This is a genomic window from Pseudarthrobacter sp. CCNWLW207 (assembly GCF_037203945.1).
In the GTDB taxonomy this organism is placed as follows: domain Bacteria; phylum Actinomycetota; class Actinomycetes; order Actinomycetales; family Micrococcaceae; genus Arthrobacter.
Genome location: NZ_JBBCBS010000001.1, coordinates 341,893 through 363,173, shown reverse-complemented (window position 1 = coordinate 363,173; position 21,281 = coordinate 341,893). Strand labels below are relative to the sequence as shown.

Genomic DNA, 21,281 nt, shown 5'->3' with positions numbered 1-21,281 from the left:
GATTCTTAGCTCTTGACGGCCCCCGCCACGAGGCCCCGCACGTAGTAGCGCTGGACGGCTGCGTAGAGGATGAGGCAGGGGAGCATGAGCAACACCGCGCCTGCGATCACGTAACCGTAATTCACCGTTCCGAACGCGCCGGAGGCGACGTTCTCCACCGCGACGGGCAGGGTGAAGAGCTCCTGCCTGGTCAGGAAAGTCAGTGCTCCCAGGAAGTCTCCCCAGGCGCCGAGGAACGCGAACAGGAAAACGGTCACGGCCCCGGGGACAATCATGGGCCTCAGCACCGAGAATAGAATCCGGAGGGGACCCGCGCCGTCGATCCGTGCCGCTTCCACAACCTCTGCCGGGATCTGGGCGAATGAGTTCCTCATCAGGAAGACGCCGAAGGGCAAGTTGAAGGTGAGGTGGAAGACGATGATGCCGGCCAGGGAGTCTGTCAGGCCCAGGGCGTTCATCTCCAGGAAGAGTGGCGTCAGGATGGCCTGGAAGGGGACCATCATGGTCAGCAGGATGAGCGCGAACGCCACGTTCGAACCCCGGAACGGGTAGTTGACCAAGGCGTAGGCGGCGAGGGTGGTGATGACCACGCTCAACACCGCGGAGCCCAGCGCAATGGTCAGGCTGTTCCAGATGTAGGAGCCGGCGCCGATGTTGTTGATGAGGCCGACGTAGTTCTCGAAGGACAGCTCAGTGAACGATTGCCCCGCCGCCGGGCCCGCAATCTGGGCGCCGGGCTGAAGGGAACGGAGAACGGACCAGAGAACCGGGGCAACGAAGAGTATCGATACGACGGTGCCAATCACCGCGTACAGCGCCGTCCTGATCCGTGCCGACGCAGGTGCTTTCTTGGCATGTGGGGCGTTGGGGGGAGTGCCGGGCAGCCGCGTAGTAACCGGCGGCGGCGCTTGGGTGGAAGTTGTCACGAAATCTCCTTTGATCGGACTCGGACGAAGAGTTTGTGCTGGTCAGTCCTCGCGCATGACGCGGAACTGGATGAGGGTGAGGCCTGCTGCGATGACGACGACGACAAACGACAGGGCGGTTGCGTAACCCACCTGCAGGTCGCCGAAGGCCTTGTTGTAGACGTAGAGCATGGTGGTGAGGGTGCCGGTTCCCGGGCCTCCGCCCGTGATGATGAAGAACTGGGTGAAGGCGAGGATGGCGCCGATGAAGCCCATCACCGTCAGCAGCCCGAGGTACCGCTTGAGTAGCGGAACGGTGACCAGGAATTCCTGCTTCCACCGTCCGGCGCCGTCTATCTGGGCGGATTCGTAGAGTTCCTCCGGGATGCTTTGCATGCCGGACATCAGGATGATCATGGTAAAGCCGGCGCCCACATAGGTGCCCAGGAGGACTATCAGCACGGTGGCGCTCGTACCGTCCAGGAGCCAGGCCGTGGGCGCCGAGGTGATGCCAAGGTTGAGAAGCAGCTGGTCGAGCGCGCCGCTGTCCGGCCGGAACTCCAGGATGGCCACGAAGCTTAATGAGGTGATGCCGATGACGTAGGGCAGGAACACTGCAGTGCGGATGAGCCCGGCACCTCGGCGGTTGGAGCGGACAAGCATGGCGAGCAAGTAGCCGACCGCGATCCCCAAGGCCGTGGAGACGACGGCAAAACCCAGCGTGTAGAGGATGGATCCCCAGAAGACGGTGTCGGCGAAGGCGGTGACGTAGTTTTCGACGCCGTTGAACTCCACTTCGCCGACGAGCGGCCAGTTGGTCAGGGAGATGACCACGGCAAAAACCAGCGGAACGATGACGAAAATAGCTACGAGGAGCACGGCCGGGGCGAGCATAAGCATCCCGGTGTACGCATCACGGCGCGATGCGCGCCGGGGTGCCTTCTTCCCGGTCTTCCCGGTCTGGAGTTGGGTCTGGTATGGGGTTGCGGTTGTCATGCCTGATTCACCTTCAGAACTCGGGCAGTCTCTTCATGCGCCCGCTGAAGTACGTCGTCGAGGGCGTTCTGGCTGAAGACTGCTTCGCGGAACATCGCAAGCCAGGGTGACTGCACGGTGTTGGTGAGCTGTGTGTAGAGCGTGGTGGGAGCGGCGAAGCCTTCGTTCATGCGCTCCATGCCCGGGACCATCAGGGGGAATTTCTCGGCGAAGCCGGTCTTGAGGATGTCGCTGCGGACCGGGTACCAGCCCAAGGCGGCCAGTTCGGACTGCTGTTCAAGCTCACCCACGAAGCGGATGAAATCCCAGGCGGCCCCCGGATTCGCGGCGCCCCGGGGAATGGACAGCACCGCTCCGCCGGAAAATTGCGAAACGTTTCCGTCAGGGCCTGGGAAGGCGCTGACGCCTAGCTTGTCCAGGAACTCCGGTGTGGCGCCCCCTACCACCAGGTCGTAGGACCCCGGAAAGAGCCCCACAGTTCCTTTGAGGAAGTCCTGCCCCCACGCCGCACCGGAGTCCGCCTCTGCCCCTGGCTGGGCGAATCCTTCCGTGTAGAAGCTGCGGTAAAGCTCCAGCGTCCTGCGGAGCGGCTCGTTGCCCAGCACCGCCGCCTCCTGGTGGCCCAGCGGCCCCTTGTAGAACGGGCTCTGGTCGGCCCAGAAATGCGGTTGGATGACGTAGCCAAGGATGCCGGCGGAGTTGCCGGTGAAGGTCACTCCGGAAACCCCGTTGATGGACTGAACCGCCGCGGCGTGCTCGAGGTATTCCGCGTAGTTGCTGGGACCCTTTTCCGGGTCCAGCCCTGCCTTCTCGTATAGCTCCTTGTTCCAGAACAGTTGCGAGACGTTGGAGAGCGCCGGGAGCCCGTAGAACTTTCCGTTGAAGGAGGCCACGTCAAGGAGTGGCTTGTTCAGGTACTCCGCGTAGGGGAGCTCGTTGATCAGCGGCGTGAGGTCCGTTAAGGCGTCCCGGGTGCTGAAAACGGGAGTCGTAACGGAGTCAGGGGCTACGACGTCCGGCACGGAACCGCCCCGGATCGCGGTGGCGAGCTTTGTTGTCATCTGGCCCTCCGGCAGGACGGTGAGTTCGATCCTCACTGCCTGCTGGGCCCGGTGGTATTTCTCCACGATGAGCTGGGCGGGCTTGAAGGCCGTGGCTCGGCACCAGAAGCGTATCGAGCCGGACGGGTTCTTCCCGAAGTTGGCTGCAGCAACATTTGTTTCCGGCAGGACAGCCGAGCATCCTGACAGGCCGAACGACGCTGCCACGGCTGCGGCTCCGAGCGTCAGTACAGAGCGGCGGCTGAAGTCCCGGCGGCCGCCGTCGGGGGAATTTTGGGCGCGGCCAAGGCCGGCCGGTGGGGAGTGCATCATTGGTCCCTCGTGGTCGTTGACGTTGGTGGGGCTGGATGGATGTTAGGTGGAATCGCGGACGATGAGCTGGCACGGCTGTGCTTCCACGCCGGTCCTGCTGTTTCCGCCGATGGCTTCAAGGACACGGGCTCCTGCGGCGCGGCCCAGTTCCTCAAGGTTCATGTCGACGGTTGTCAGGGATGGCCTGCAGTTCATGGCCGCTGCTGCCCAGTTGTCGAAGCCGATGATCGCGACGTCATGCGGCACCACAATGTTTGCCTCGCGGAGTCCGTCAGCCACACCGCGGGCGATCTCGTCACTGCCGCAGAGAACGATGTCCACAGGTTCCACCCGCTGGCGCAGCATCTGGGCGGCTTGCCTGCCCCAGGCCTCGGACCAGTTTCCGTAGAGAGGGCGGTCGCCCGCAAGGGTGAGCCCGAAGGCTCCGGCATGTTCCTGTACGGCCTCGGCGCGGATGCGGGCCGAGTAGTCCTGGCGCGGCCCCGCTACATAGGCGATGTTCTGATGGCCCAGGTTGGCTGCATGTTCAAGTGCAAGGAGTACGCCCTGCACCTGGTCAACCACCACTGACATGTCTTCGGGGTCGGAAGAATGTCCCATGACATAGACGATCGGGACCGATGTCGGGGGCAGAGGGGCGCGCGGGCCGGTGAGATTCGTCATGACCACGATTGCATCGACATTGCGGGCGGCCAGCGTCTCCACACAGTGGCGCTCGCGGACCAGATCGCCCCGTGAGTTGCTAATAAGCACCGATGCCTGCTCCGGGCCGAACGAATCCTCCAGCCCGTACATAACGGGAATGCTGAAGCGTCCGATGTCGTCCGACGTCACCAGGCCGATGGTGAGGACGTCGTTGTGGTTGCCTTCCGCAGCAGGCGCCTCGAAACCGAGTTCCCGAGCGGCAGCCAGGACGCGGACCCGGGTATCTTCACGAAGCTGGCCCCGCTTGTTGAGCGCCTTGGACACCGTGCCTATGGAAACACCGGAGGCGTTGGCGACGTCGGCCATGGTGACCCTGCGGGACGTGAAGCTCACGAATCCTCCTGGAAGTGATGAGATGTGCAACACGTTCAGAATAGGTTGCGGAAAGTTTTCCTGTCAATAGGAAACATTTCTGCGAACTCTTTTCCGGCCCAACATTTTCGGGATGTCCCGGCGAAAATCATCGCAGCGAGCTGTATAGGCTGGATAGATGCCCTCCGGTCCGCTAAGAATCGTTGTCCTCCTCTTTCCCAGAGTCACCCAGTTGGATTTCACCGGGCCGGCTCAGGTTTTCTCCAAGTTCCCGGATACCGAAGTCCACCTCGCGTGGCACGATCTGGATCCCGTCATCACTGACGCCGGCTGGTGCATCGTGCCGACGACGACCCTTGACGATTGTCCCCAGGCTGACGTCCTCTTTGTTCCCGGAGGCGCCGGGGCGTTCGAGATGTTCGACGACCCCAAGGCCCTCGAGTTTCTCCGCGTACAAGCACGGAAGGCCCGCTGGATCACGTCCGTCTGCACCGGATCATTCACCCTCGCCGCAGCGGGTCTCCTCACCGGCTACCGCGCCACCAGCCATTGGGCATCCCTTCAGATGCTCGAACACTTCGGCGTCGAACCGACGTCTGAACGGGTTGTCCGCGACAGAAACCGGATCACAGGTGCCGGCGTCACCTCAGGGATCGATTTTGCCTTCACGCTGGCAGCTGAGCTCTTTGGTGACGACGAAGCCCGGAAGATTCAGCTGGCCATCGAGTACGACCCGGACCCCCCTTTCGACCACGGCTCGCCCAGTAAGGCAGACCCCGAAACCGTCAGAAGCATCATCGCCGCCACGGAGAACCTCCGTATGACGACCGTTCTGGCGTCGGCTCATTCCCTGGCGGCCTCGCAGCCCACTTCGTAACCGGAGCCGCACCGCCCCCGAACCAGATTTTCCTGCTGGTGCGACACACTTGGTCGGATGGATCCACCTATGAAGTGGCCCACCCGGACCTGATCCGGTTCGTTCAACGCCGGGCCACCCGGATCATGCCGAAGACGTGGTTGCCGACGCTTTCCTTGTTGTCTGGCGCCGCCTCGATGAGGCGTGGAAGACTTCGACTATGGGCATCGAGCATTGGTGGACAAAACTACAGCCATCAACGCAGGAGTGGCTGATCGAGAACAACGGCGACGCGGTGCCGGCTGACATGGTGGCCGAGATTGCCAGCGTTGGAGGACCGGCCAGCGCCGATCCATGGTGGGCAGACCAGGCCGGAGAACCGGGCCACTACTTCCCTGACGAAGGCATCGACTGGGTCGAGGCGATCGCAAATGAGGAGAATCCGGGCTAGAACCACAGTGCCCGCTGCAGCCATGGGAGGTGGCCTTGAACGGAGTGCCGGGCCTGAGCGGACCGCACTGGCGCCGGGTCATGGCGGCGCTCGCGAACCGGGATGCGCGCACCGCGTATGCACAGATTGTGCTCGGTGAAGAGGTCCTCCCCGGTGTGAAGGAGCAGCGGCGCACCAGGGCCATCGCTGTCCTGCTGGAAGCCGGCCTGGCCGAATGGACCGGGAGCAAGGGACTGGAAGCGTCGGATGCGGTCTTCCGCGAGCTCCTGACCCAGCAGCCGAAGCGCCAGCCGAAAACAGGGGTGGACCGCTTCCTGCGCCTCGGCCGGATCGACAGGTACCCCGCGTCCCCGGCGGACCGGCGCGAGCTCCTGGGCTGGATCGTCGCGCAGGCGATCCAGCCGGGGGAGGATCTTAGCGAGCGGCAGGTCAACGAACGGCTGCTGAACTATGCCGACGACGTGGTGCTGCTGCGCCGCTACCTGGTCGACTTCGGATTGCTGGAGAGGACAGCGTCGGGTTCCTCGTACCGCCGGCCATCCGGCGAATCCAGGTCTTAGAAACAGCCGCGTGCGAGAATGACGCCATGACCCACCACCATCACGAACCTGCTGCGCTGGAACCACAAGCCGCCTCCGACTCGGCATTCGAAGCCGCCTACCAGGCCGCCCAAAAGAGCCTGGCGGAAGGCGGCATTCCCATCGGAGCAGCGCTCGCCCGGGACGGCCTGGTCATTGCCAGCGGACACAACGAACGGGTCCAAAACGCCGACCCGATCGCGCACGGAGAAATGTCAGCGCTCCGTACAGCAGGCCGGCAGAAGAATTACCGGGACACCACGCTGTACACCACCCTCGCCCCGTGTGCCATGTGCGCCGGGACCATCATTCAGTTCAAGATCCCCCGCGTGGTGGTGGGGGAGGCGCGTACGTTCGACGGCGAACTTGGGCTTTTGCGGTCACGCGGGGTTGAGGTGGTGGTCCTGGATGATCCGCGTTGCGTGGACATGATGCGCACTTTCCAGTCCGAGAACCCGGACCTGTGGGCGGAGGACATCGCGGAGTAGGAGGGCAGGCGGCACTCCTGCCGCCCACCACCCCTCCCGCTGGCTGCGATTCCCCGGCACGGAAGGAACGACGACGGCGGGAGGCATTCCCGCCGTCGTCGTTCCTGGGGCCCGTGCCCTCGATCGGATCGAACCGCAATAGTCGGGTGTGAGGTTGAGTCGATGGGCGAGGCTTGATGCGAAGGGGGAACCGTGATCGCAGTTCTGAACCAAGTCCTCGGTCATATCGAGGAGCACCTCACTGAGGAGATCGACGTCGCCGGCCTGACCAGCGGCCTCGGCACGACGGAGTATCACATCCGCCGGATGTTCTCGTCACTGGCCGGCATGCCGCTGTCGGAGTACATTCGGCGGCGGCGCATGACGGTCGCCGCGGCCGATGTCCTTGGAGGCAGCGATCTGTTGGGGACTGCGGTGCGCTTCGGCTATGGCTCCACCGAAGCATTCAACCGGGCTTTCCGTGCGGTGCATGGCGTCAGCCCTGCGGACGTGCGCCGGGACGGTGGCCCCCTTCGGACACAATCACAGCTCAGGTTCCGCCTGACGATCGAAGGAAACACCACCATGGATACCCGCATCGCAGATCAACCGGCCTTCCGGCTGGTCGGCCACGCCGCTCGCGTGCCCCTCATCCACGAAGGCGCCAACCCGCACATCCAGGCGCACATCGCCGCGCTGCCTGAAGCGGAGCACCTGCGCCTCAAGGCGCTGAGCAACACCGAGCCCGCCGGACTGTTGCAGGTGAGCGCCGACGTCGACCCCGATTACACAGAGGGCAGCGAGCTGACCTATTTGCACGGCGTTGCTGTCAGCGAAGGAACGCCGGTGCCGGAGGACCTTGACACGATCGACGTCGCGGGCGGCACCTGGGCGGTGTTCCGCACCAGCGGACCCTATCCGGCAGCCCTCCAGTCCACGTGGGCGGCGACGGCCGCTGACTGGTTCCCCTCCAACCCCTGGCGGCTGAGGCCCGGCCCGTCGGTGGTGGCCATTCTCGACCGCGCCGCCGACTTCAGCACCGCAACCACCGAATTGTGGCTGCCAGTGGAACGCGCCTAGCGGCGACTGCGCCGCACGGCAGTGGAGCTAAGCGTGCCCGGGTCGATAAGGCCGCCCGCTACCTGGGCCGAGGGAAGTCACTGGCCGCGTTCTCCAAGAAGGGCGCCAAGGCCACGGCCGATTGCCTGGGCGTGTCACTCCGGGCATCGTGGTGGGCAAGGTGGTCTCCGCCGGCCAGAAGTTCATTCAGTCCTGGGAAGACCTCAGCATTGATATGCAAAAGCACCGGGACCCCGATCAACTGGAACCGAAAAAGGCCTCGCGGGGTTGGTTCCCAGACGTCCGGACTATTCTGGGCTGATTGGTAGCCATTGGATTAAAGGGGGGGGCAGACGGGGCGGCTACCAACCAAAAGACCCCGCCTGCTCCCGGTCTATGAGCGACGCAGGTACTGCTTGATGTCCGTGAGGTCGTGGCCCACGTCCCACAGCGCGTTCGCTATATACGCATGGGCGTTCCCCAGGATCGCGGGGCTGTCCTTGAAGCGGGCCAGTCCGGCGTTGCAGTTGCGGCAGAGCAGACGCACTTTCCCGGTGACGTGGCAGTGGTCGAGCAGGAGACGCTCGCATGTATCCGCCTCCGCTGTGCGGCAGATGGCGCACTCGTGGTCCTACGCAGTGGCCATGGCTTCGTAGGTGGATGTCGATGCCGTACTTGCTGAGGTTGTAGTGGAGATTCACCACCGGCTGGCACGTGCCGCAGTGCCTCCTGCGGCTCCCGTTCCCAGCGACGAACTCCGTCGAGGGGTAGACCTCCTTACATCTGGGGCACACCTCCATCACGCACCTGCCTCGGGGGAAGTCACGGTCGTCCCGGTGTGTGTCCGAACCGCTCCCGCGCAGTTCGAGCGGACGTGCCAAGTGCGGCACCGATAGCCTCCCAGGAGTCTCCGTTCGCGCGGGCTGCGCTGACGGCGGCGTCGAGCTCGGCCTCGGCCTTCGCGGCAGCTGTCCGGGCAGCGGTGATCCGGCGGAAGTCCGCGGCGTCCCTATCAACGTGAGGCGCCGGGCTCAGGCGAAGAAGCGTGCCACCCACCCGCAGCGGCACGCCCAGGTGCTCGACGTGCAGGACGTAACCTTCATCGGGCTCGCGCTGTACGTAGACGGTGAGGACGACCTTTCCCTCGCTGTCATCAAAGTCCACTTTCCCGTAGCTCTCCCTCGGGCCAAGAGGCCATGGGCGCGGCGTCAACCGCTCTCCAGTTTCGTACGGTGTTGGCTCGTACACGGGCTCTCCGACCCGGAAGCCGGGGGTTTGCGCTTCGCGAGGGGTCATACTGACCGTTCTCCTTCAAGTTGTCTTGCCACAGCACCCCGATGCGTAGTGGCCGCAGCAAGGGCTCTGAGATGGACGATACTGCTTCATATTCGATTTCCCCATCCGCTTTGATCACTTGATGTTCGAAGCGGCAAGCGGGCAGCGCTCTAGTACAGATACCAGTACAAGTGACTGCGGGTTGAAGCGCACGAGTACCCGGTACTCGATTCTCCAGCCAAGAGGTAAACGACCATGCAACCGAACAAACGCAGGGAGACACGACGTAGTCCATGGGTGTTTGACCCCGGGCTACATGCGTGATTTCGAGCAGTCCACAGTTGGGGTCAATCCGGGTTATCCACGGCTGGAATCGGGAGCCATTGCGGGAGCTCCCTAAGCAGCAGTAGCGGTGGATAACCCATCAGGATTGTCCCTGACTGTGGGCAGCGGAACATGTCCAAACGGTCTCTGGACAATGGCGAAACACACTTTTGCACACCTGCCAACCCGCCTACCTGCGGAAGCTCATGACCGGGGCAGGCTCAGGTTTGGGTCTGAGACTGTTCGCTGGGCATCTGCAGGAACTGTCTTCCGGACCCTATTCTGCCGCTCTTTTCCTTGCTCCCTGACGACAGGTTGGGGTGTACCCGAACCTGGCGTAAGTAGAAGACATTGAGCCGGGTGATGCTTTGACCGAACCAGGTCTTCGATCACTCCATGCGCCAATCACTAGGCCGTCATCGAGCACCTCAATCACTCATCGATTCTGATCCCGTTCCTGCGAAGATTTCGAAGCGACATGTTGTGAAGGCATTCTAAATTTCTCGGCAGGGCGTGTATTCATGGGGTTCAGGTATCCGAAAAAAGGCAGGGCGGTTTCCAACCATCGTCGCAACAGGCTTGGTTTGAAGGTAACAGTATCCCTGTTGGCCTTGCGGGCGCCGCTGTGCCTTGGACGACTTACTGGTTCACTGCGTGTCGGAGGAAGATCCTTTTCTCGGTGCCATTCACTGGACAGGTTCTACGGGAAGGGAGTGTCGGCACCGGTCGCGAAATGGGCCTCGTGGTGAACGTCGTAGACAAACAGGGCCAGGGTCTCCGGAGCTCTGCGACGGCGCGCCCTGGACCCAACAGCCGGCCGCGCCAGCGGATGCCCAACGGGTGCGAGCCCTGCGAGCATGCCTATGCCCTGGTTCCCACGGATCCCTCCCAAGGCCGGCCCCTCGCCCTGCGCATCAGGAGAGCCACCGCCGGAACTGACCGGGAACAGCGGTCCGTTGCCAGCAACCACCAGCACGGGCCGGCCACCGGCGGCGGACCGCCCGCCCTGAGAACCACGGGCGCGCATAACGAGAAGCACCCACCTACTCGCTTGAGTAAGTGGGTGCCTCGGTTGCCCGCGTATCTTTGGCCGATGGTCCCGACAGGACTGACATTCCTGTTCGCGGGAAATTGGAGAAAGCGTCTGCTCAAGCGCCTGGGTTAAGGTACTGGAGCCAACCCGCAGATGATCATTACATGATCCAGAAATCCTTGAATTCCCCGGTGGCAGGAGAAGTCGTTTCCTCCACCTTATCCACTCGCCCTGGCGTCCTGTCCGACCTCAACCAGTTCCGAAACTGCAGCACGAAGTGCTGTGGACCCTCGACGACGACGGCAACGCTTCCGTCGTCCTTGTTGCTCACCGTTCCAATTAGGCCAAGTTCTTTAGCCTCCCGTTGCGTCCAGTACCGGAAACCTACCGCCTGGACGATACCCTCAACCCTTACCGTTAGCCGCACGTTCTCAACGGAGGAGTTCTGATCTGGCATGTTTATCATCCCTCCTTTGTTGGCAAGGTCCAGAATGATGCCGCCCCTGAGCACGTCAGCCACGCCGTTTGTTCCGGCCCGGGAAGCATTTGAATATTTCATTCGCTTAACTTTCTGATTGTGATTTGGTTGGGCGGCCGGAATACGGCCCCAACGGGAATAGCGGTCGACTCACCGATTTTCCGTCGAGGCAACCGGTCCGGACCGGGGTGGGCTTCAATTTGGCTGGCTAAAGATGCCCAACTGTAGGACAGTTTAGCGCCTCGACCTCCCTTCTGCATAGAAAAATGTTCTACTGTTGTACGATTCGTGTATGCGTCTTACTGATCACATCGACATCACTGGGACGAGTGTGAGCCAGAAGGTGGCAGACGGGCTGGTTCGGATGATTCTGGACGGCACCTTGAAGCCTGGAGAGCGGGTACGCGAAGCGGCGATCGCCACTGATCTTGGCCTGTCGAGGAACACCGTCCGCGAAGCGGTCCGCCTTTTGGAGAATACGGGTCTCGTGCGTTACATCTTCAACAAGGGCCTGGTGATCTGGAACCCCGTCGATGCTGACGTGATCGATGTCTACAGAGCCCGACAGCAGCTGGAGCTGGCGGCAGTGTCGTCCGTGGACGACGCCACAGATTTGTCATCCGTTTACGAGGCGTTTGAGCAATTCCTGGAGGCGCTCAAGACTCATGATGTGCGGACTATTGTTGAGGCGGACCTTGCCATCCACCAAGCCATTGTCGGGCTGATGGGCAGTGAGAGGCTCAACGGTTATTATGCCCAGCTAATGAATGAACTCCGGTACTTTCTGCTGGTGCTATCAATCGGCCACCGGGAATACGAGGACACCACCGACCTGGAAGAAGAGCATCGGGCCATTATCGATGCCCTCACAGTTAGGGATCCGGCGCATGCCCGCGAAATCCTGGGAAAGATCATAGAGGAAAACCGCGACGCGGTCCGAGAGATCCTGAAGAAGCGGACTAAGTAGATCGTCCGCTTCTTCAGGGGCGCTATCTACCGTCAGTAGCGCCGGCTCCACATCCCGGCCGAGTCCGATGGTTCGAACTAGCGCAGAACTGCTTTCATCACGATCTCCATGTTTTCAAGCAGCCTGTCAGCGTCCGCGATGGAGAACGGAAGCGGGGGGCGCACCTTGAGGGTATTTCCCTCGGGCCCAGAAGCTGAGATGAGCACGCGCCTGTCGCGCATGGCGTTGACGATGGCCAGTGCGGAGTCACCATCGGGAACATTGCTGGTTCGGTCATTGACGATGTCGACGCCGATGAAGAGACCCGCCCCACGGACTTCGGCGACCTGCTCGTAGCGGGCCGACAGTGTGCGGATGTTCTCAAGCATGTAATCCCCGACGCGGCGGGCGTTGCCCATGAGGTCCTCGTCCCTCATCACATCCAGGGTCGCCTGTGCGGCTGCGATGGAGACGGAGTTGCCGCCGTAGGTGTTGAAGTAGCGGATGTTACGTCCGAACTCTTCGAGAAGCTCAGGTCGGAAAACGGCGGCGGCAACCGGGATGCCGTTGCCCATGGGCTTGCCGGTGGTCATGATGTCGGGAACGATGCCGTGGCGCTGGAATCCCCACCAGGCATCGCCCGTACGGCCGAATCCGGGCTGGACCTCGTCCGCGATGTAAAGCCCGCCGGCCGCGTGGACCTCCTCGATGATCGGCTGCAGGAAGCCTGCCGGGTCACTAAAGATGCCGTCGGAGGAGAAGATCGAATCGGCGATGAACGCGGCCACACCGATGCCATGGCGAGCGAGATCGGCTATGGCTGCCCGCACCTCCTGGCGGAGGTGCTCGACGATTCCTTGACCGCTACCGAACCTGCGGTTGTCAGGGGCTGTGATCATGCGTACGTTCTGCCCCAGCGGCACCCCGACACCAAGCGAGGGCGAGAAGGAGGAAACGTCCGCGGTTAGGCCGTGGTAAGCACCCGAGGTGACGATTACGCCCTCGTTGCCGGTGGCGTACCGGGCGACTCTCATCGCCAGGTCGTTAGCCTCCGACCCTGTGCAGGTGAACATCACATGAGCAAGCTCCCTCGGCAGCGTATCGAGGAGATCACGTGAGTACGTCAGGATCGATTCCTGTAGGTAGCGTGTGTTGGTGTTGAGGGTTGCAAGCTGCCGACTGACAGCATCAACGACCCGGGGATGGCAGTGGCCGACGCTCGCGACATTGTTGTAGACGTCAAGGTAGTCATGACCATCCGCATCAAACAGCAACGTTCCTTGTCCCCGGACGATCTCAACTGGATTCTTATAGAAAAGTCGGTAGCCGGGACCCAGAAGGTCCTCGCGGCGTCTGATCTGATCTTGTGTACGCGCGGGTAGCGAGTTCATCTCGGCTCCATCAAAGCCGTTGACCATGGGTTGAGAAGGCTTGATCTTCGTATGTGCAGCCATATCCAGTCCTTTCAGTGGGAGGGCGAAAAAGTGTCTTTGTGGATGGCGGATCGAACCAGGTCTGAGGGAGCAGCCATGGCAGCGTACAGTCGCTCCCAATCGCCGGCGGAGTGGGAAAGCAGATAGTCACGGCTGTCTGGGGAGTGGGAGGCGCGCCACTCTGCGAGGAGTGCCCGGAGCAGCAACCTTGCGGGTGCAGTGATAGAGAGCAGCGCCGCTTCATCCGGTTCGAGCGGGTACTCACTGCGATAGCCGGCGAGCACGTCAAGGGCGTGCCTCCATGGTTCTTGGGGGTCCACTCCGAGCTGGTTGGCCATGGCGACGCTGACGTCGAAGATGACGGGGCTGCGAACCGTGTCGCCGAAATCTATGATCCCGACAACGTAGTCCTCAGAATTGGCATTGACGACGACATTGAACGGACTGAAATCCCCATGGAGGGCCTGGGACCGCAGTGAATTCATCAGCGGAGCCACCGCGTTCTCGAATTGGTCGAATATTGATTCTGCGATCGCCAGCTTGCGTGGGTCGACAAGGAGATCCAGCAGTCCCCTTAGGCGGTGGAAATGCTTCAGGTCCCAGATGAGCAGACGATCATCATGATCGTGAGAGAAATCCTTGAGTGCCTTGTCCAGGCGTGCCAGGGTCTTGCCCACCTGCCGAAGCTGGGCGCTCGACGGATCGTCGCCTTTGAGGAGGTCTCCTTGCATGTACTTCATCACGCGCAAAATGCGCAGGGTACCCGACGCCGGATCGGCTAACCGGGTCTCGAGTTTCCCGAACCTGTTACGGATGAGCGTTTGTACGGGCAGTCCGGGCGCGCGTTCCGCTGCGAAGGTCATCGCGCTCGACTGAAGGTTCACGACCCCAGCGTCCTCGCCGGGAGCAGAAATCTTGACCAGGTATTCACCCCCGACTGTTGTGAGGTGGAACGTGTCGTCCTTCTCGGTCGGGATCCGTTTGAGGTCGCCGCGAATGTCGTAGTGCGTGAGCAGGGCTTCCGATGCGGACTCAGGGGGGATGGCTTCGTGGACAACAGCCAGGCCAGAAGATAGGGCCGCTTCTTCAACGAAGCCACCGTCCTTAAACACGTTCACTCCTCAAGGCCGGCGGAGAGATACTGCGCCTGGGGGTAGCCGGGCATTCCCTCTGAGCGCTCGACCTGTTGTTTCCGGACGGCAACGGACGGCGAAATGGCTCTGAAAACCTCCATGATCAGCCGCGACGGGCTGTTACTGGGGATGGTCACAACGGAATCTCCTTGCTGGAAAAAGGGGACGCGACAAAACATCGTGCGCCAAAGTGTTCTACATTAGGACACCGTAGCAGTTTTGGTGGAGTTTGACTACAAAGTGTCCTACAGTAGGGCATGTAGTGCAGATGGAGTTCCAGAAAACTTACGGAACTCGGCAGTTCACGCACTCCCGCCCCAGCAAGGGCAGCCCAAATGCAACTTCCAAACGAACGGACGAATCATGGCAGACACGAACTTCCGGCCGAAGTACATCTCTTTTGATATCTACGGCACTCTCATCAACTTCGACATTGACCCCACCACCCGTCGTCTCTTGGATGGCCGTATCTCTGAGGAGCAGTGGCCCACCTTCAAGAAGCAGTTCCGCGGGTACCGGTTCGACGAGGTCCTTGGTGACTACAAGCCCTACGAGCAGATCCTTCAGGATTCCTTTGACCGGGTGTGCAAGCGCTGGGGCATTGGGCCGACCGAAGGCGCCGGCGCAGCGTTCGCCGAGGCTGTACGCGGCTGGGTTGCCCACGAAGACGTGCCGGCTCCGCTGAAGCTCATGGGCGATAACTACAAGCTGGTGGCTCTGTCCAACGCGGACACCAGCTTCCTGGACATCAGCATTCCCAAGCTAGGCGCTGACTTCCACGCCGTCTACACCGCTGAGCAGGCCCAGGCCTACAAGCCGCGCTACCAGGCCTTCGAGTACATGCTCGACACCCTGAACGCCAAGCCGGAGGACTTCCTGCACGTCTCCTCACACACCCGCTACGACATGCACCCGATGCACGACATGGGCTTCCGGAACCTCGTCATGCTGGACCGTGGCTATGACCCCATTGGCCCGGGCTACGACCTCACCACTGTTAAGTCCTTGGACGAACTCAACAAGCACCTCGGTCTCTAAAGGACTGATCAACAGGAAGCTCCAGCCTGTCTTCCGCTGTCCACGGTTGGGGTCAATTCGGGTTTTCCACGGCTGGAATTGGGAGCCGGTGGGGTAGCTCCCTGGTCGCCGTAGCGGTGGATATCCCTATTGAATTGTCCCCGGCTGTGGGCAGCCGAGCCGTGTTTTCAGTGCCATCGGAAACCGCCTTGCTCTGAAGTGCAGCAACGGTTTGGAGGGAAGCAAAGCGCGCGGCTGCGCTATCCCAGTCGAGGACGGCTCGCGGCCGTCCGTTGATCTCATCAGCGGCGAAGCGAACTTCAGCTTGTTCTACCGTGCTGAGGTCTGCACCCTTACGAAAGTACTGGCGGAGCAGTGGAGTGGTCCCCGGAAGTTGGACACCCAATCAAGGATCCTTCTTCAGGGAGTAGTCAGATGTACTTGAGAAGCACGTTGGGTCACTCCGATGCAGTGTCGGCTATTGAGTTGTTCGAGCAAGGGCTGACTGCGAAGTCCGCCGCGCTGACTCTTGATTTAGCACCCAACCCTGTCCAAATGTTGTATGAACGATGGCAGGTTCGAGGATCGGGTGCGCTGATGACAAGAGACCGTAAGCAGTACGACATCGAGACCAAGCTCTTGATCGTGCGGCGTCATCTTCAGGGCGTATCCGGACGCGTCCTGGCCAAGGAGTATGACCTTCCCTCTCCCGGCACCGTCACGAATTGGACCAGAATTTACCGGCGCGACGGTGAAGACGGCTTACGCCCGAAGAAGCGGGGCCGGCCACCAGTCAATCGCGAGAATCCACTACCCGAGAGCGAGGTCGAGCAACTCCGAAGGGAGAACGAGCGGTTACGTGCGGAGGTGGCGTACCTGGGAAAATTGCGGGCCTTGAGGGCACAGGAACGACGCTGAAAGTTCAAGCGATCGATGATCTCAAGGCCCACCACCGGTTACCGCTGTTGCTGCACCTGGCAAAGATTCCCCGGTCCACGTTCTACGACCACCGCAACCGGCTCACCCGGCCGGATCGGCACGAGAAACTCAAAGAAGCCATTCGTCAGGTCTTCACGCAGGCGCGAAGCGCTTACGGGCATCGACGCGTCCTGGCCATGCTGCTGCGACAAGGATGGACAGTGTCGAAGAAGACCGTGCTGAAGCTCATGCGTGGGCTCGGCCTGCAAAGCCCGGTGCGTCGCCGGCGCAGATACAACTCCTTCCGCGGCGAGGTCGGTAAGACGGCTGATAACGTGTTGAACCGCCAGTTCGAGACTGCGGTCAAACACACCAAATGGGCCACCGACGTCACGGAGTTCACGGTGGGTACTTCCAAGGTTTACGTCTCACCGGTCCTTGATCTCCATGACAACCGGATCGTCTCTGTCATGGCAGGTCCGTCTCCGAGCGTCAAAATGGTCACCGATGGCCTTCGCAATGCGATCAGCGGCCTCGCTCCGAACGAGCGACCCCTGGTCCATTCAGATCAGGGATTTCAGTACCGGCATCCGCTCTGGCAGGACACGCTCCGCGAAGCCGGGCTGACTCAATCAATGTCCCGTAAGGGCACCTGCTTGGATAACGCCTCCATGGAAGGGTTCTTCAGCCACCTCAAAGAGGAATGGTTCCGGATCCAGCAACCCAGGACCATCGAGCAGTTCCACATCGGGCTAACCGAGTATCTGCGTTGGTGGAACAGCACCCGAATACAACGGAGACTCGGCTACCTCAGCCCCGACGAATACCTCGCCCACAAGCTCGCCCCCCGTAACGTTTAATTAGGAGTCCAACATTTAGGGACCACTCCAGCAGGCCATTGGCATTCTCGTTCGAAGCACGTTGCCAGGGGCTGGCCGGATCACAGAAGTACACGAGCGTCCCCAGCGCCGCAGTGACTTCGGCGTGCTTGGCCATCTCGGAGCCACGGTCCCACGTCAAGGTCCTCCGCAACGTGGCCGGCAGGACTCTCAGGGCCTCAATGAGCTGGTCACGCATGTTATCGGACCTGTTGCCTGGGCGGAGCGCAAAGGCGATGAGGAGCCGGGAAGAGCGTTCCACCAGCGTCACTATCGCTGATTTGTTCCCCTTTCCCATGATGAGGTCGCCTTCCCAATGGCCTGCTTCTTTTCTGGTAGCGATGTGGGCTGGGCGGTCACCGATCTTCAGAGCATCAGCAATGTACTTGCGTGGCTTCACCTTGGTTCTGGACCGCGGCCGCCTGCTGAACTTACCCGAACGCAGCAACCGGGCAGACCCCGCTGGAACGGGGCGGATGCTCAGATGGTAAAGCGCACGGTAGACCGTTTCATGCGCCAAATGCCGGTGTTTCTCTCCCGGAAACCGTTCCTTCAGGGCCCGGCAGACCTGCTGAGGGCTCCACCGCTTCGACAGGCACTCCACGACGTATTGCCGCAACTCGTCATCGCCGGCAAGCTTGGCCAGCCTTGGCCGCGGCCTTCTCTTCTGTGCCATTTTCTGGGCGCGGAACGGATGATAGCGACGTGAGTCGGGACGATTCCGAGCCAGCTCCCTGCTGATTGTGGACGGTGACCGGCCAAGATCACGAGCGATGGATTGCAGACTCGCCCGAACCAGCAGACGGTCGGCGATGAAAATCCGTTCGTCCTCTGACAAATAGCGGCTGGACCCACCTGTCGCAGGAACCGCCTTACGAGGCCTCGGATCCAGGCCTTGCTGCACCAAGCCCTCCACCCCGTTGCGGCCATGCAACCACCGGTGGCCCGTGTTGGGGTTGATCCCAAGAATCTTGCATGCTGCCCGGTTGGAGTGCCCTTCTTTCATGAGCTGAACATACAAGGGCCTCTTCTCAACCAAGCCCGGAGGCCCCATTTTCCTCGATCGGCGCGTCGAACTGCGCATGAATCAACACCACTTTCCGTCGGTGTTGCGACGTTTGTGAGAAACCGCCCAGTTGAGACTGGTGTGCGTTTCCCTAAGAAAGCAAAGCCAAATCGCGGGCAACTGCTTTCCTCGCCTCCGTACGATTTACGCGGCCATCACCCTTCGGATTCCTTCGATACTTCGCGGCCTGGAAACCTCATCACCGTCGGGAGAAGAAACCGTTTGGCCCAGATGTCCATCGTGTGATTCGCATGGATGGATAACTGTTCAGGATCCGAGATAACCAGACCATCTGCAAGCGACAGACTGTAGCAGTCGAAGGATCCTGGCATTTGTCTGGCTGGCAACGGACGAATACCGTGATCGTGCCGAACGAGCCGATAGGAGGTAAGAAACGTCATTCGCATAGCTCAAGGCCGCATCAAATGCCGCGCGTTGGTCGAGATCGTCTTGGCCGAGGAGGCCAAAAATAATTAGAGAACCGCCGGTCCGGCTCTCGCTCGCTAGATTGACTCTGAAAAACTCCCAAGTACCACGTGCCCCTCGTCCCCCAAAAAGGGCATGTGGTTTGATGTAGACGACTTATCGGACATGAGGTCGAAAATGTCCTTTATTTGACGATCTTGCCGTTGGCTGTCCAATGTTTTTCCTCCATTAAGCGCACTAGCACCGAATTTTAGACTTCAGAACCTTCATCAGGTTCCGCCCAGTCGAGCGCGGCCACGAGGTGGCCCTCGTTTGGCAGGGCTTGCTGTTCAGCGATAGGAAGCTTGTCGTAGGTGTAGGCGGCAACAGCCATAGGCGAGGTGGAGCGGCCGAGGCTGTAGCGGACGCTGCGGTCGTTCTTCGTTCCACAGATGAGGATGCCGACGGTTTCGTTGTGGAAGTCGCGGCGGAGTACGTCGTCGACGAGGGCAACGTAGAAGTTGAGTTTCCCCGCGTATTCGGGCTGGAACTTACCCGTTTTGAGTTCGATGACGACGTAGCGGGATTGTTCAATGTGGAAAAACACGAGATCTACGTAGAAGTCGTCTCCGTCAACGTCGAAGTGCACTTGGCGGCCGACGAAGGAGAAACCGGGACCCAGTTCACGGAGGGTCTCCGTGATTCTGCTGGTAAGGGCATTCTCGAGGTCGCGTTCCGCGACTTCTCCGGAGAGGCCGAGGAATTCAAAGTTGTAGGGATCCTTGGCGACCTGCTGCGCAAGTTCCGAGTCTGGTCCAACAAGCCGTTGGACAAAGTTTGAGGGCGCCGCCCCGGTGCGCTCCAGGGCCTTGTTCATGATCATGTTCAGCAGGACGTTGCGGGACCACCCGTATTCAATGGCCGCTGAAGCGTACCAGGATCGGTCCTCCAGGGTGTCGAGTTTATCAAGCAGCACCGTGATGTGACCCCAAGGCAATTGTCCAACAGCCTGTTGGACAATTGATTCCGGCCAAGCCGCGGCGAATCCGCGCATGTAGAACAGGTTGGACCGAGAGAGGCCCTTCATCTCAGGGAATTCCGCCCGAAGATCATCGGCCAGCCGGCTCATGACCTTACTCCCCCATTCCTCGATCTCTTGGCGTTCCAAAATGGTTTTCCCGATGGACCAGTACAGCTCAATGAGCTGGGTGTTCACGGTGCGAAGTGCCTGTATACGGGCTGCCCGGACACGGTTCTTAAGCTCGCCGAGGAGATCGGTGTAGCCGTTGGGGAGGGCAAGGTCACGGGCGTCAGTCATGGTTTCGATCCTATCGATGGCCACGGACATGGCACGGCGGGTCCCCTTGCCGTTGGGTTACCGGCTGCGGCCGCCTTTACCTCGTTCTGCCCCCATGGCTGCCCCCATGGCTGCGCCGCTGCGGGTCTTTCTGGCCTTGGCGGCGCCATAACCCGGGGTGATGGCTGCGATGGGGTGTGTCCCCTCGCTTCGGGCCGCGGCTAGGCGGCCGCGAATCTGGTTTTCGTTGGCGCCGGAAATTGGCCGGGGATCCCGCGAATTTCTCGTGGTGCTCAGCGGAGCCGTAGTCGGCCGCCGACGTGGTCTCTGCTTTGAGGCCCTGGTCTTTGAGCCGGCTGCTGTCGTTGCCGGTGACGCGGTTCTCGATCTCGCGGCCGAGTCCTTCCATGCGGGTGAAGAGGTCCTTCTCGGCGCGTTCGTACCGCTGTTCCAGTGACATCCGCTCGGAGCCTTTGAAACCGCCCTCGGCCAGGAGCTTGGCCTCGTGCATCTCCTTGGCCGCCTTCACGAAGGCGGGATCCGCGAAGTGCGAGTCACCTGTGCTTGGAGTTCTTCTGCGCGGGCCGCTGCGAGCAGCTGCATGGCCTTCTCGTGTTCGGCGGCTGCTTTGCGCGTCTCTTCCTGGCCGCGGGCCAGGGCGGCCTGCCGGGCTTTCTCGGTGGTGATGGTCTGGATCCCTGACTCCAGGTAGGCGGAGTCAGCGCCGACGTCGTGTGTGTCGCTGCCGTAGCGCGTGTCCTCTGCAGGGGGCGCCATGTCAATGAAACTCACTTACGAGATCTGCCGTTTGACCTGCTCGAGCTCTTCTTTGAGCAGGTCTACGGTGGCGCGGTATTTTTCAAAGGCAGCAGCTCGGCGCCGAGCCACGGCGTAACTGACGACGGCGGCGACAACGGCGAGCGGGAACGCCAGCAGCAGGGCCCAGCCGGACACGGCCAGGAGGTCCAGCGCTATGGGGAGCGCCTGCTTGAATGCCAGGAACTCGTTGACGCCACCGACCACGCCGTTCAACGCGGAATCCAAGGGGCCCAGATACTGGCCCACGATTGGTGTCCCGGAGAACGAGGGGACGGTCAGCGGCGGTTCCCCTCCTTCGGACCAGCGAGAATCACGGAAATGGTTCAGGACATAGATGCCGGCACCCGCGTTGAGGGCTGCGAACAGCAGGACGGAACCAAGCGCAGTCCAATGAAGCCTGCGGGGACGCCAGAGGCCAGCCACAAGCGCGAAGACGGCGGCGGCAATCCACGGAATGATGCGGAGTTCGTCGCGGCCCAAGCCGCCCAATAGATCCAATGAATTCCCCGCCCCTTACAGCCGGAGCCAGGCGTGCCCCGGTCCCAAGCGAGCCTATC

General features: G+C 61.4%; 25 protein-coding genes. 9 read left to right on the top strand and 16 right to left on the bottom strand.

All coding sequences use genetic code 11. From position 1 onward, the window contains the following. Window positions 1-5 precede the first annotated feature (5 nt). The 4 genes from V9L17_RS01555 to V9L17_RS01540 are packed head-to-tail and all read right to left on the bottom strand — an operon-like array spanning window position 6 to window position 4,312. Complete coding sequence (locus V9L17_RS01555) at window positions 6-926, bottom strand: carbohydrate ABC transporter permease (RefSeq protein ID WP_337350180.1); 921 nt, start codon at window positions 924-926, stop codon at window positions 6-8. A gap of 42 nt (window positions 927-968) precedes the next feature. After that, complete coding sequence (locus tag V9L17_RS01550) at window positions 969-1,901, bottom strand: carbohydrate ABC transporter permease (protein WP_337350179.1); 933 nt, start codon at window positions 1,899-1,901, stop codon at window positions 969-971. Continuing rightward, window positions 1,898-3,274: an ABC transporter substrate-binding protein gene (locus tag V9L17_RS01545; protein ID WP_337350178.1), complete on the bottom strand. Its 1,377-nt coding sequence runs from the start codon at window positions 3,272-3,274 to the stop codon at window positions 1,898-1,900. Before V9L17_RS01545 ends, V9L17_RS01550 begins: the two co-directional genes overlap by 4 nt. Before the next feature lie 42 nt (window positions 3,275-3,316). Further along, window positions 3,317-4,312: a LacI family DNA-binding transcriptional regulator gene (locus V9L17_RS01540; RefSeq protein ID WP_337350177.1), complete on the bottom strand. Its 996-nt coding sequence runs from the start codon at window positions 4,310-4,312 to the stop codon at window positions 3,317-3,319. A 157-nt stretch (window positions 4,313-4,469) separates the two neighbouring features. On the opposite strand from V9L17_RS01540, the gene V9L17_RS01535 reads away from it, so the two are divergent. The 5 genes from V9L17_RS01535 to V9L17_RS01515 all read left to right on the top strand — a co-directional run bounded on the left by V9L17_RS01535 (window position 4,470) and on the right by V9L17_RS01515 (window position 7,723). Then, window positions 4,470-5,168 carry a DJ-1/PfpI family protein gene (locus V9L17_RS01535; protein WP_337350176.1) on the top strand — a complete coding sequence of 233 codons (699 nt, stop codon included), beginning with the start codon at window positions 4,470-4,472 and terminating at the stop codon, window positions 5,166-5,168. Window positions 5,169-5,367: 199 nt separating this feature from the next. Beyond that, a complete protein-coding gene (locus tag V9L17_RS01530) occupies window positions 5,368-5,598 on the top strand; it encodes a hypothetical protein (protein ID WP_337350175.1) in 231 nt (76 codons plus the stop codon). A gap of 29 nt (window positions 5,599-5,627) precedes the next feature. Beyond that, on the top strand, window positions 5,628-6,158 hold the full coding sequence (locus V9L17_RS01525; protein ID WP_337350174.1) for a DUF2087 domain-containing protein: 531 nt from the start codon (window positions 5,628-5,630) through the stop codon (window positions 6,156-6,158). 26 nt (window positions 6,159-6,184) lie between these two features. Then, window positions 6,185-6,664, top strand: a complete 480-nt coding sequence (locus tag V9L17_RS01520) for a nucleoside deaminase (protein ID WP_337350173.1) — start codon at window positions 6,185-6,187, stop codon at window positions 6,662-6,664. Between the two features lie 192 nt (window positions 6,665-6,856). Beyond that, window positions 6,857-7,723, top strand: a complete 867-nt coding sequence (locus tag V9L17_RS01515; protein WP_337350172.1) for an AraC family transcriptional regulator — start codon at window positions 6,857-6,859, stop codon at window positions 7,721-7,723. A gap of 373 nt (window positions 7,724-8,096) precedes the next feature. Here V9L17_RS01515 and V9L17_RS01510 read toward each other — a convergent pair whose 3' ends face one another. The 4 genes from V9L17_RS01510 to V9L17_RS01495 all read right to left on the bottom strand — a co-directional run bounded on the left by V9L17_RS01510 (window position 8,097) and on the right by V9L17_RS01495 (window position 10,893). Continuing rightward, a complete protein-coding gene (locus tag V9L17_RS01510; protein WP_337350423.1) occupies window positions 8,097-8,318 on the bottom strand; it encodes an endonuclease domain-containing protein in 222 nt (73 codons plus the stop codon). 206 nt (window positions 8,319-8,524) lie between these two features. Further along, window positions 8,525-8,998 (bottom strand): hypothetical protein, encoded by a 474-nt coding sequence (locus tag V9L17_RS01505; RefSeq protein WP_337350171.1) that lies wholly within the window; start codon window positions 8,996-8,998, stop codon window positions 8,525-8,527. A gap of 1,003 nt (window positions 8,999-10,001) precedes the next feature. Beyond that, window positions 10,002-10,340, bottom strand: coding sequence for a hypothetical protein (locus tag V9L17_RS01500; protein WP_337350170.1), 339 nt, complete (start codon window positions 10,338-10,340; stop codon window positions 10,002-10,004). A 154-nt stretch (window positions 10,341-10,494) separates the two neighbouring features. Then, complete coding sequence (locus tag V9L17_RS01495) at window positions 10,495-10,893, bottom strand: acylphosphatase (protein ID WP_337350169.1); 399 nt, start codon at window positions 10,891-10,893, stop codon at window positions 10,495-10,497. A 211-nt stretch (window positions 10,894-11,104) separates the two neighbouring features. Here V9L17_RS01495 and V9L17_RS01490 point away from each other — a divergent pair, with 211 nt between their 5' ends. After that, window positions 11,105-11,779 carry a GntR family transcriptional regulator gene (locus tag V9L17_RS01490; protein ID WP_337350168.1) on the top strand — a complete coding sequence of 225 codons (675 nt, stop codon included), beginning with the start codon at window positions 11,105-11,107 and terminating at the stop codon, window positions 11,777-11,779. Window positions 11,780-11,856: 77 nt separating this feature from the next. Here V9L17_RS01490 and V9L17_RS01485 read toward each other — a convergent pair whose 3' ends face one another. Genes V9L17_RS01485 through V9L17_RS01475 form a run of 3 tightly spaced genes read right to left on the bottom strand, consistent with a single transcriptional unit; the run spans window position 11,857 to window position 14,461 of the window. Beyond that, a complete protein-coding gene (locus V9L17_RS01485; RefSeq protein ID WP_337350167.1) occupies window positions 11,857-13,212 on the bottom strand; it encodes an aspartate aminotransferase family protein in 1,356 nt (451 codons plus the stop codon). Window positions 13,213-13,223: 11 nt separating this feature from the next. Further along, the gene (locus V9L17_RS01480; RefSeq protein WP_337350166.1) at window positions 13,224-14,303 is read right to left on the bottom strand and encodes a phosphotransferase; all 1,080 of its coding nucleotides are present in this window, start codon (window positions 14,301-14,303) and stop codon (window positions 13,224-13,226) included. Between the two features lie 2 nt (window positions 14,304-14,305). Continuing rightward, window positions 14,306-14,461 (bottom strand): hypothetical protein, encoded by a 156-nt coding sequence (locus V9L17_RS01475; protein ID WP_337350165.1) that lies wholly within the window; start codon window positions 14,459-14,461, stop codon window positions 14,306-14,308. A gap of 226 nt (window positions 14,462-14,687) precedes the next feature. Here V9L17_RS01475 and V9L17_RS01470 point away from each other — a divergent pair, with 226 nt between their 5' ends. The 3 genes from V9L17_RS01470 to V9L17_RS01455 all read left to right on the top strand — a co-directional run bounded on the left by V9L17_RS01470 (window position 14,688) and on the right by V9L17_RS01455 (window position 17,119). After that, window positions 14,688-15,362, top strand: coding sequence for a haloacid dehalogenase type II (locus V9L17_RS01470; RefSeq protein WP_337350164.1), 675 nt, complete (start codon window positions 14,688-14,690; stop codon window positions 15,360-15,362). A gap of 414 nt (window positions 15,363-15,776) precedes the next feature. Then, window positions 15,777-16,259, top strand: coding sequence for a helix-turn-helix domain-containing protein (locus V9L17_RS01460; RefSeq protein WP_337350163.1), 483 nt, complete (start codon window positions 15,777-15,779; stop codon window positions 16,257-16,259). A 47-nt stretch (window positions 16,260-16,306) separates the two neighbouring features. Then, window positions 16,307-17,119 (top strand): IS3 family transposase, encoded by an 813-nt coding sequence (locus V9L17_RS01455; RefSeq protein ID WP_337350162.1) that lies wholly within the window; start codon window positions 16,307-16,309, stop codon window positions 17,117-17,119. On the opposite strand, the gene V9L17_RS01450 is transcribed toward V9L17_RS01455, so the two are convergent. The 5 genes from V9L17_RS01450 to V9L17_RS01430 form a co-directional block, all read right to left on the bottom strand. After that, window positions 17,070-18,143: an IS30 family transposase gene (locus tag V9L17_RS01450; RefSeq protein ID WP_337350161.1), complete on the bottom strand. Its 1,074-nt coding sequence runs from the start codon at window positions 18,141-18,143 to the stop codon at window positions 17,070-17,072. The two genes, V9L17_RS01455 and V9L17_RS01450, sit on opposite strands and share 50 nt — an antisense overlap. Window positions 18,144-18,879: 736 nt before the next feature. Beyond that, window positions 18,880-19,926 (bottom strand): PDDEXK nuclease domain-containing protein, encoded by a 1,047-nt coding sequence (locus V9L17_RS01445; protein ID WP_337350160.1) that lies wholly within the window; start codon window positions 19,924-19,926, stop codon window positions 18,880-18,882. Between the two features lie 76 nt (window positions 19,927-20,002). Then, entirely contained in the window at window positions 20,003-20,434 is a 432-nt protein-coding gene (locus V9L17_RS01440; RefSeq protein ID WP_337350159.1) for a hypothetical protein, read from the bottom strand. Beyond that, a complete protein-coding gene (locus V9L17_RS01435; RefSeq protein ID WP_337350158.1) occupies window positions 20,431-20,682 on the bottom strand; it encodes a hypothetical protein in 252 nt (83 codons plus the stop codon). The genes V9L17_RS01440 and V9L17_RS01435 overlap by 4 nt, the downstream gene beginning before the upstream one ends. Before the next feature lie 15 nt (window positions 20,683-20,697). Beyond that, window positions 20,698-21,222, bottom strand: a complete 525-nt coding sequence (locus V9L17_RS01430; protein ID WP_337350157.1) for a hypothetical protein — start codon at window positions 21,220-21,222, stop codon at window positions 20,698-20,700. Between the last annotated feature and the right edge of the window lie 59 nt (window positions 21,223-21,281).

Bases quoted from the DNA above. Each gene is read 5' to 3' on its own strand.
- V9L17_RS01550 (WP_337350179.1), bottom strand. From the start codon at position 1,901: ATGACAACCGCAACCCCATACCAGACCCAACTCCAGACCGGGAAGACC.
- V9L17_RS01545 (WP_337350178.1), bottom strand. From the start codon at position 3,274: ATGATGCACTCCCCACCGGCCGGCCTTGGCCGCGCCCAAAATTCCCCC.
- V9L17_RS01535 (WP_337350176.1), top strand. From the start codon at position 4,470: ATGCCCTCCGGTCCGCTAAGAATCGTTGTCCTCCTCTTTCCCAGAGTC.
- V9L17_RS01530 (WP_337350175.1), top strand. From the start codon at position 5,368: ATGGGCATCGAGCATTGGTGGACAAAACTACAGCCATCAACGCAGGAG.
- V9L17_RS01520 (WP_337350173.1), top strand. From the start codon at position 6,185: ATGACCCACCACCATCACGAACCTGCTGCGCTGGAACCACAAGCCGCC.
- V9L17_RS01505 (WP_337350171.1), bottom strand. From the start codon at position 8,998: ATGACCCCTCGCGAAGCGCAAACCCCCGGCTTCCGGGTCGGAGAGCCC.
- V9L17_RS01495 (WP_337350169.1), bottom strand. From the start codon at position 10,893: ATGAAATATTCAAATGCTTCCCGGGCCGGAACAAACGGCGTGGCTGAC.
- V9L17_RS01490 (WP_337350168.1), top strand. From the start codon at position 11,105: ATGCGTCTTACTGATCACATCGACATCACTGGGACGAGTGTGAGCCAG.
- V9L17_RS01485 (WP_337350167.1), bottom strand. From the start codon at position 13,212: ATGGCTGCACATACGAAGATCAAGCCTTCTCAACCCATGGTCAACGGC.
- V9L17_RS01470 (WP_337350164.1), top strand. From the start codon at position 14,688: ATGGCAGACACGAACTTCCGGCCGAAGTACATCTCTTTTGATATCTAC.
- V9L17_RS01460 (WP_337350163.1), top strand. From the start codon at position 15,777: ATGTACTTGAGAAGCACGTTGGGTCACTCCGATGCAGTGTCGGCTATT.
- V9L17_RS01450 (WP_337350161.1), bottom strand. From the start codon at position 18,143: ATGAAAGAAGGGCACTCCAACCGGGCAGCATGCAAGATTCTTGGGATC.
- V9L17_RS01445 (WP_337350160.1), bottom strand. From the start codon at position 19,926: ATGACTGACGCCCGTGACCTTGCCCTCCCCAACGGCTACACCGATCTC.
- V9L17_RS01435 (WP_337350158.1), bottom strand. From the start codon at position 20,682: ATGGCGCCCCCTGCAGAGGACACGCGCTACGGCAGCGACACACACGAC.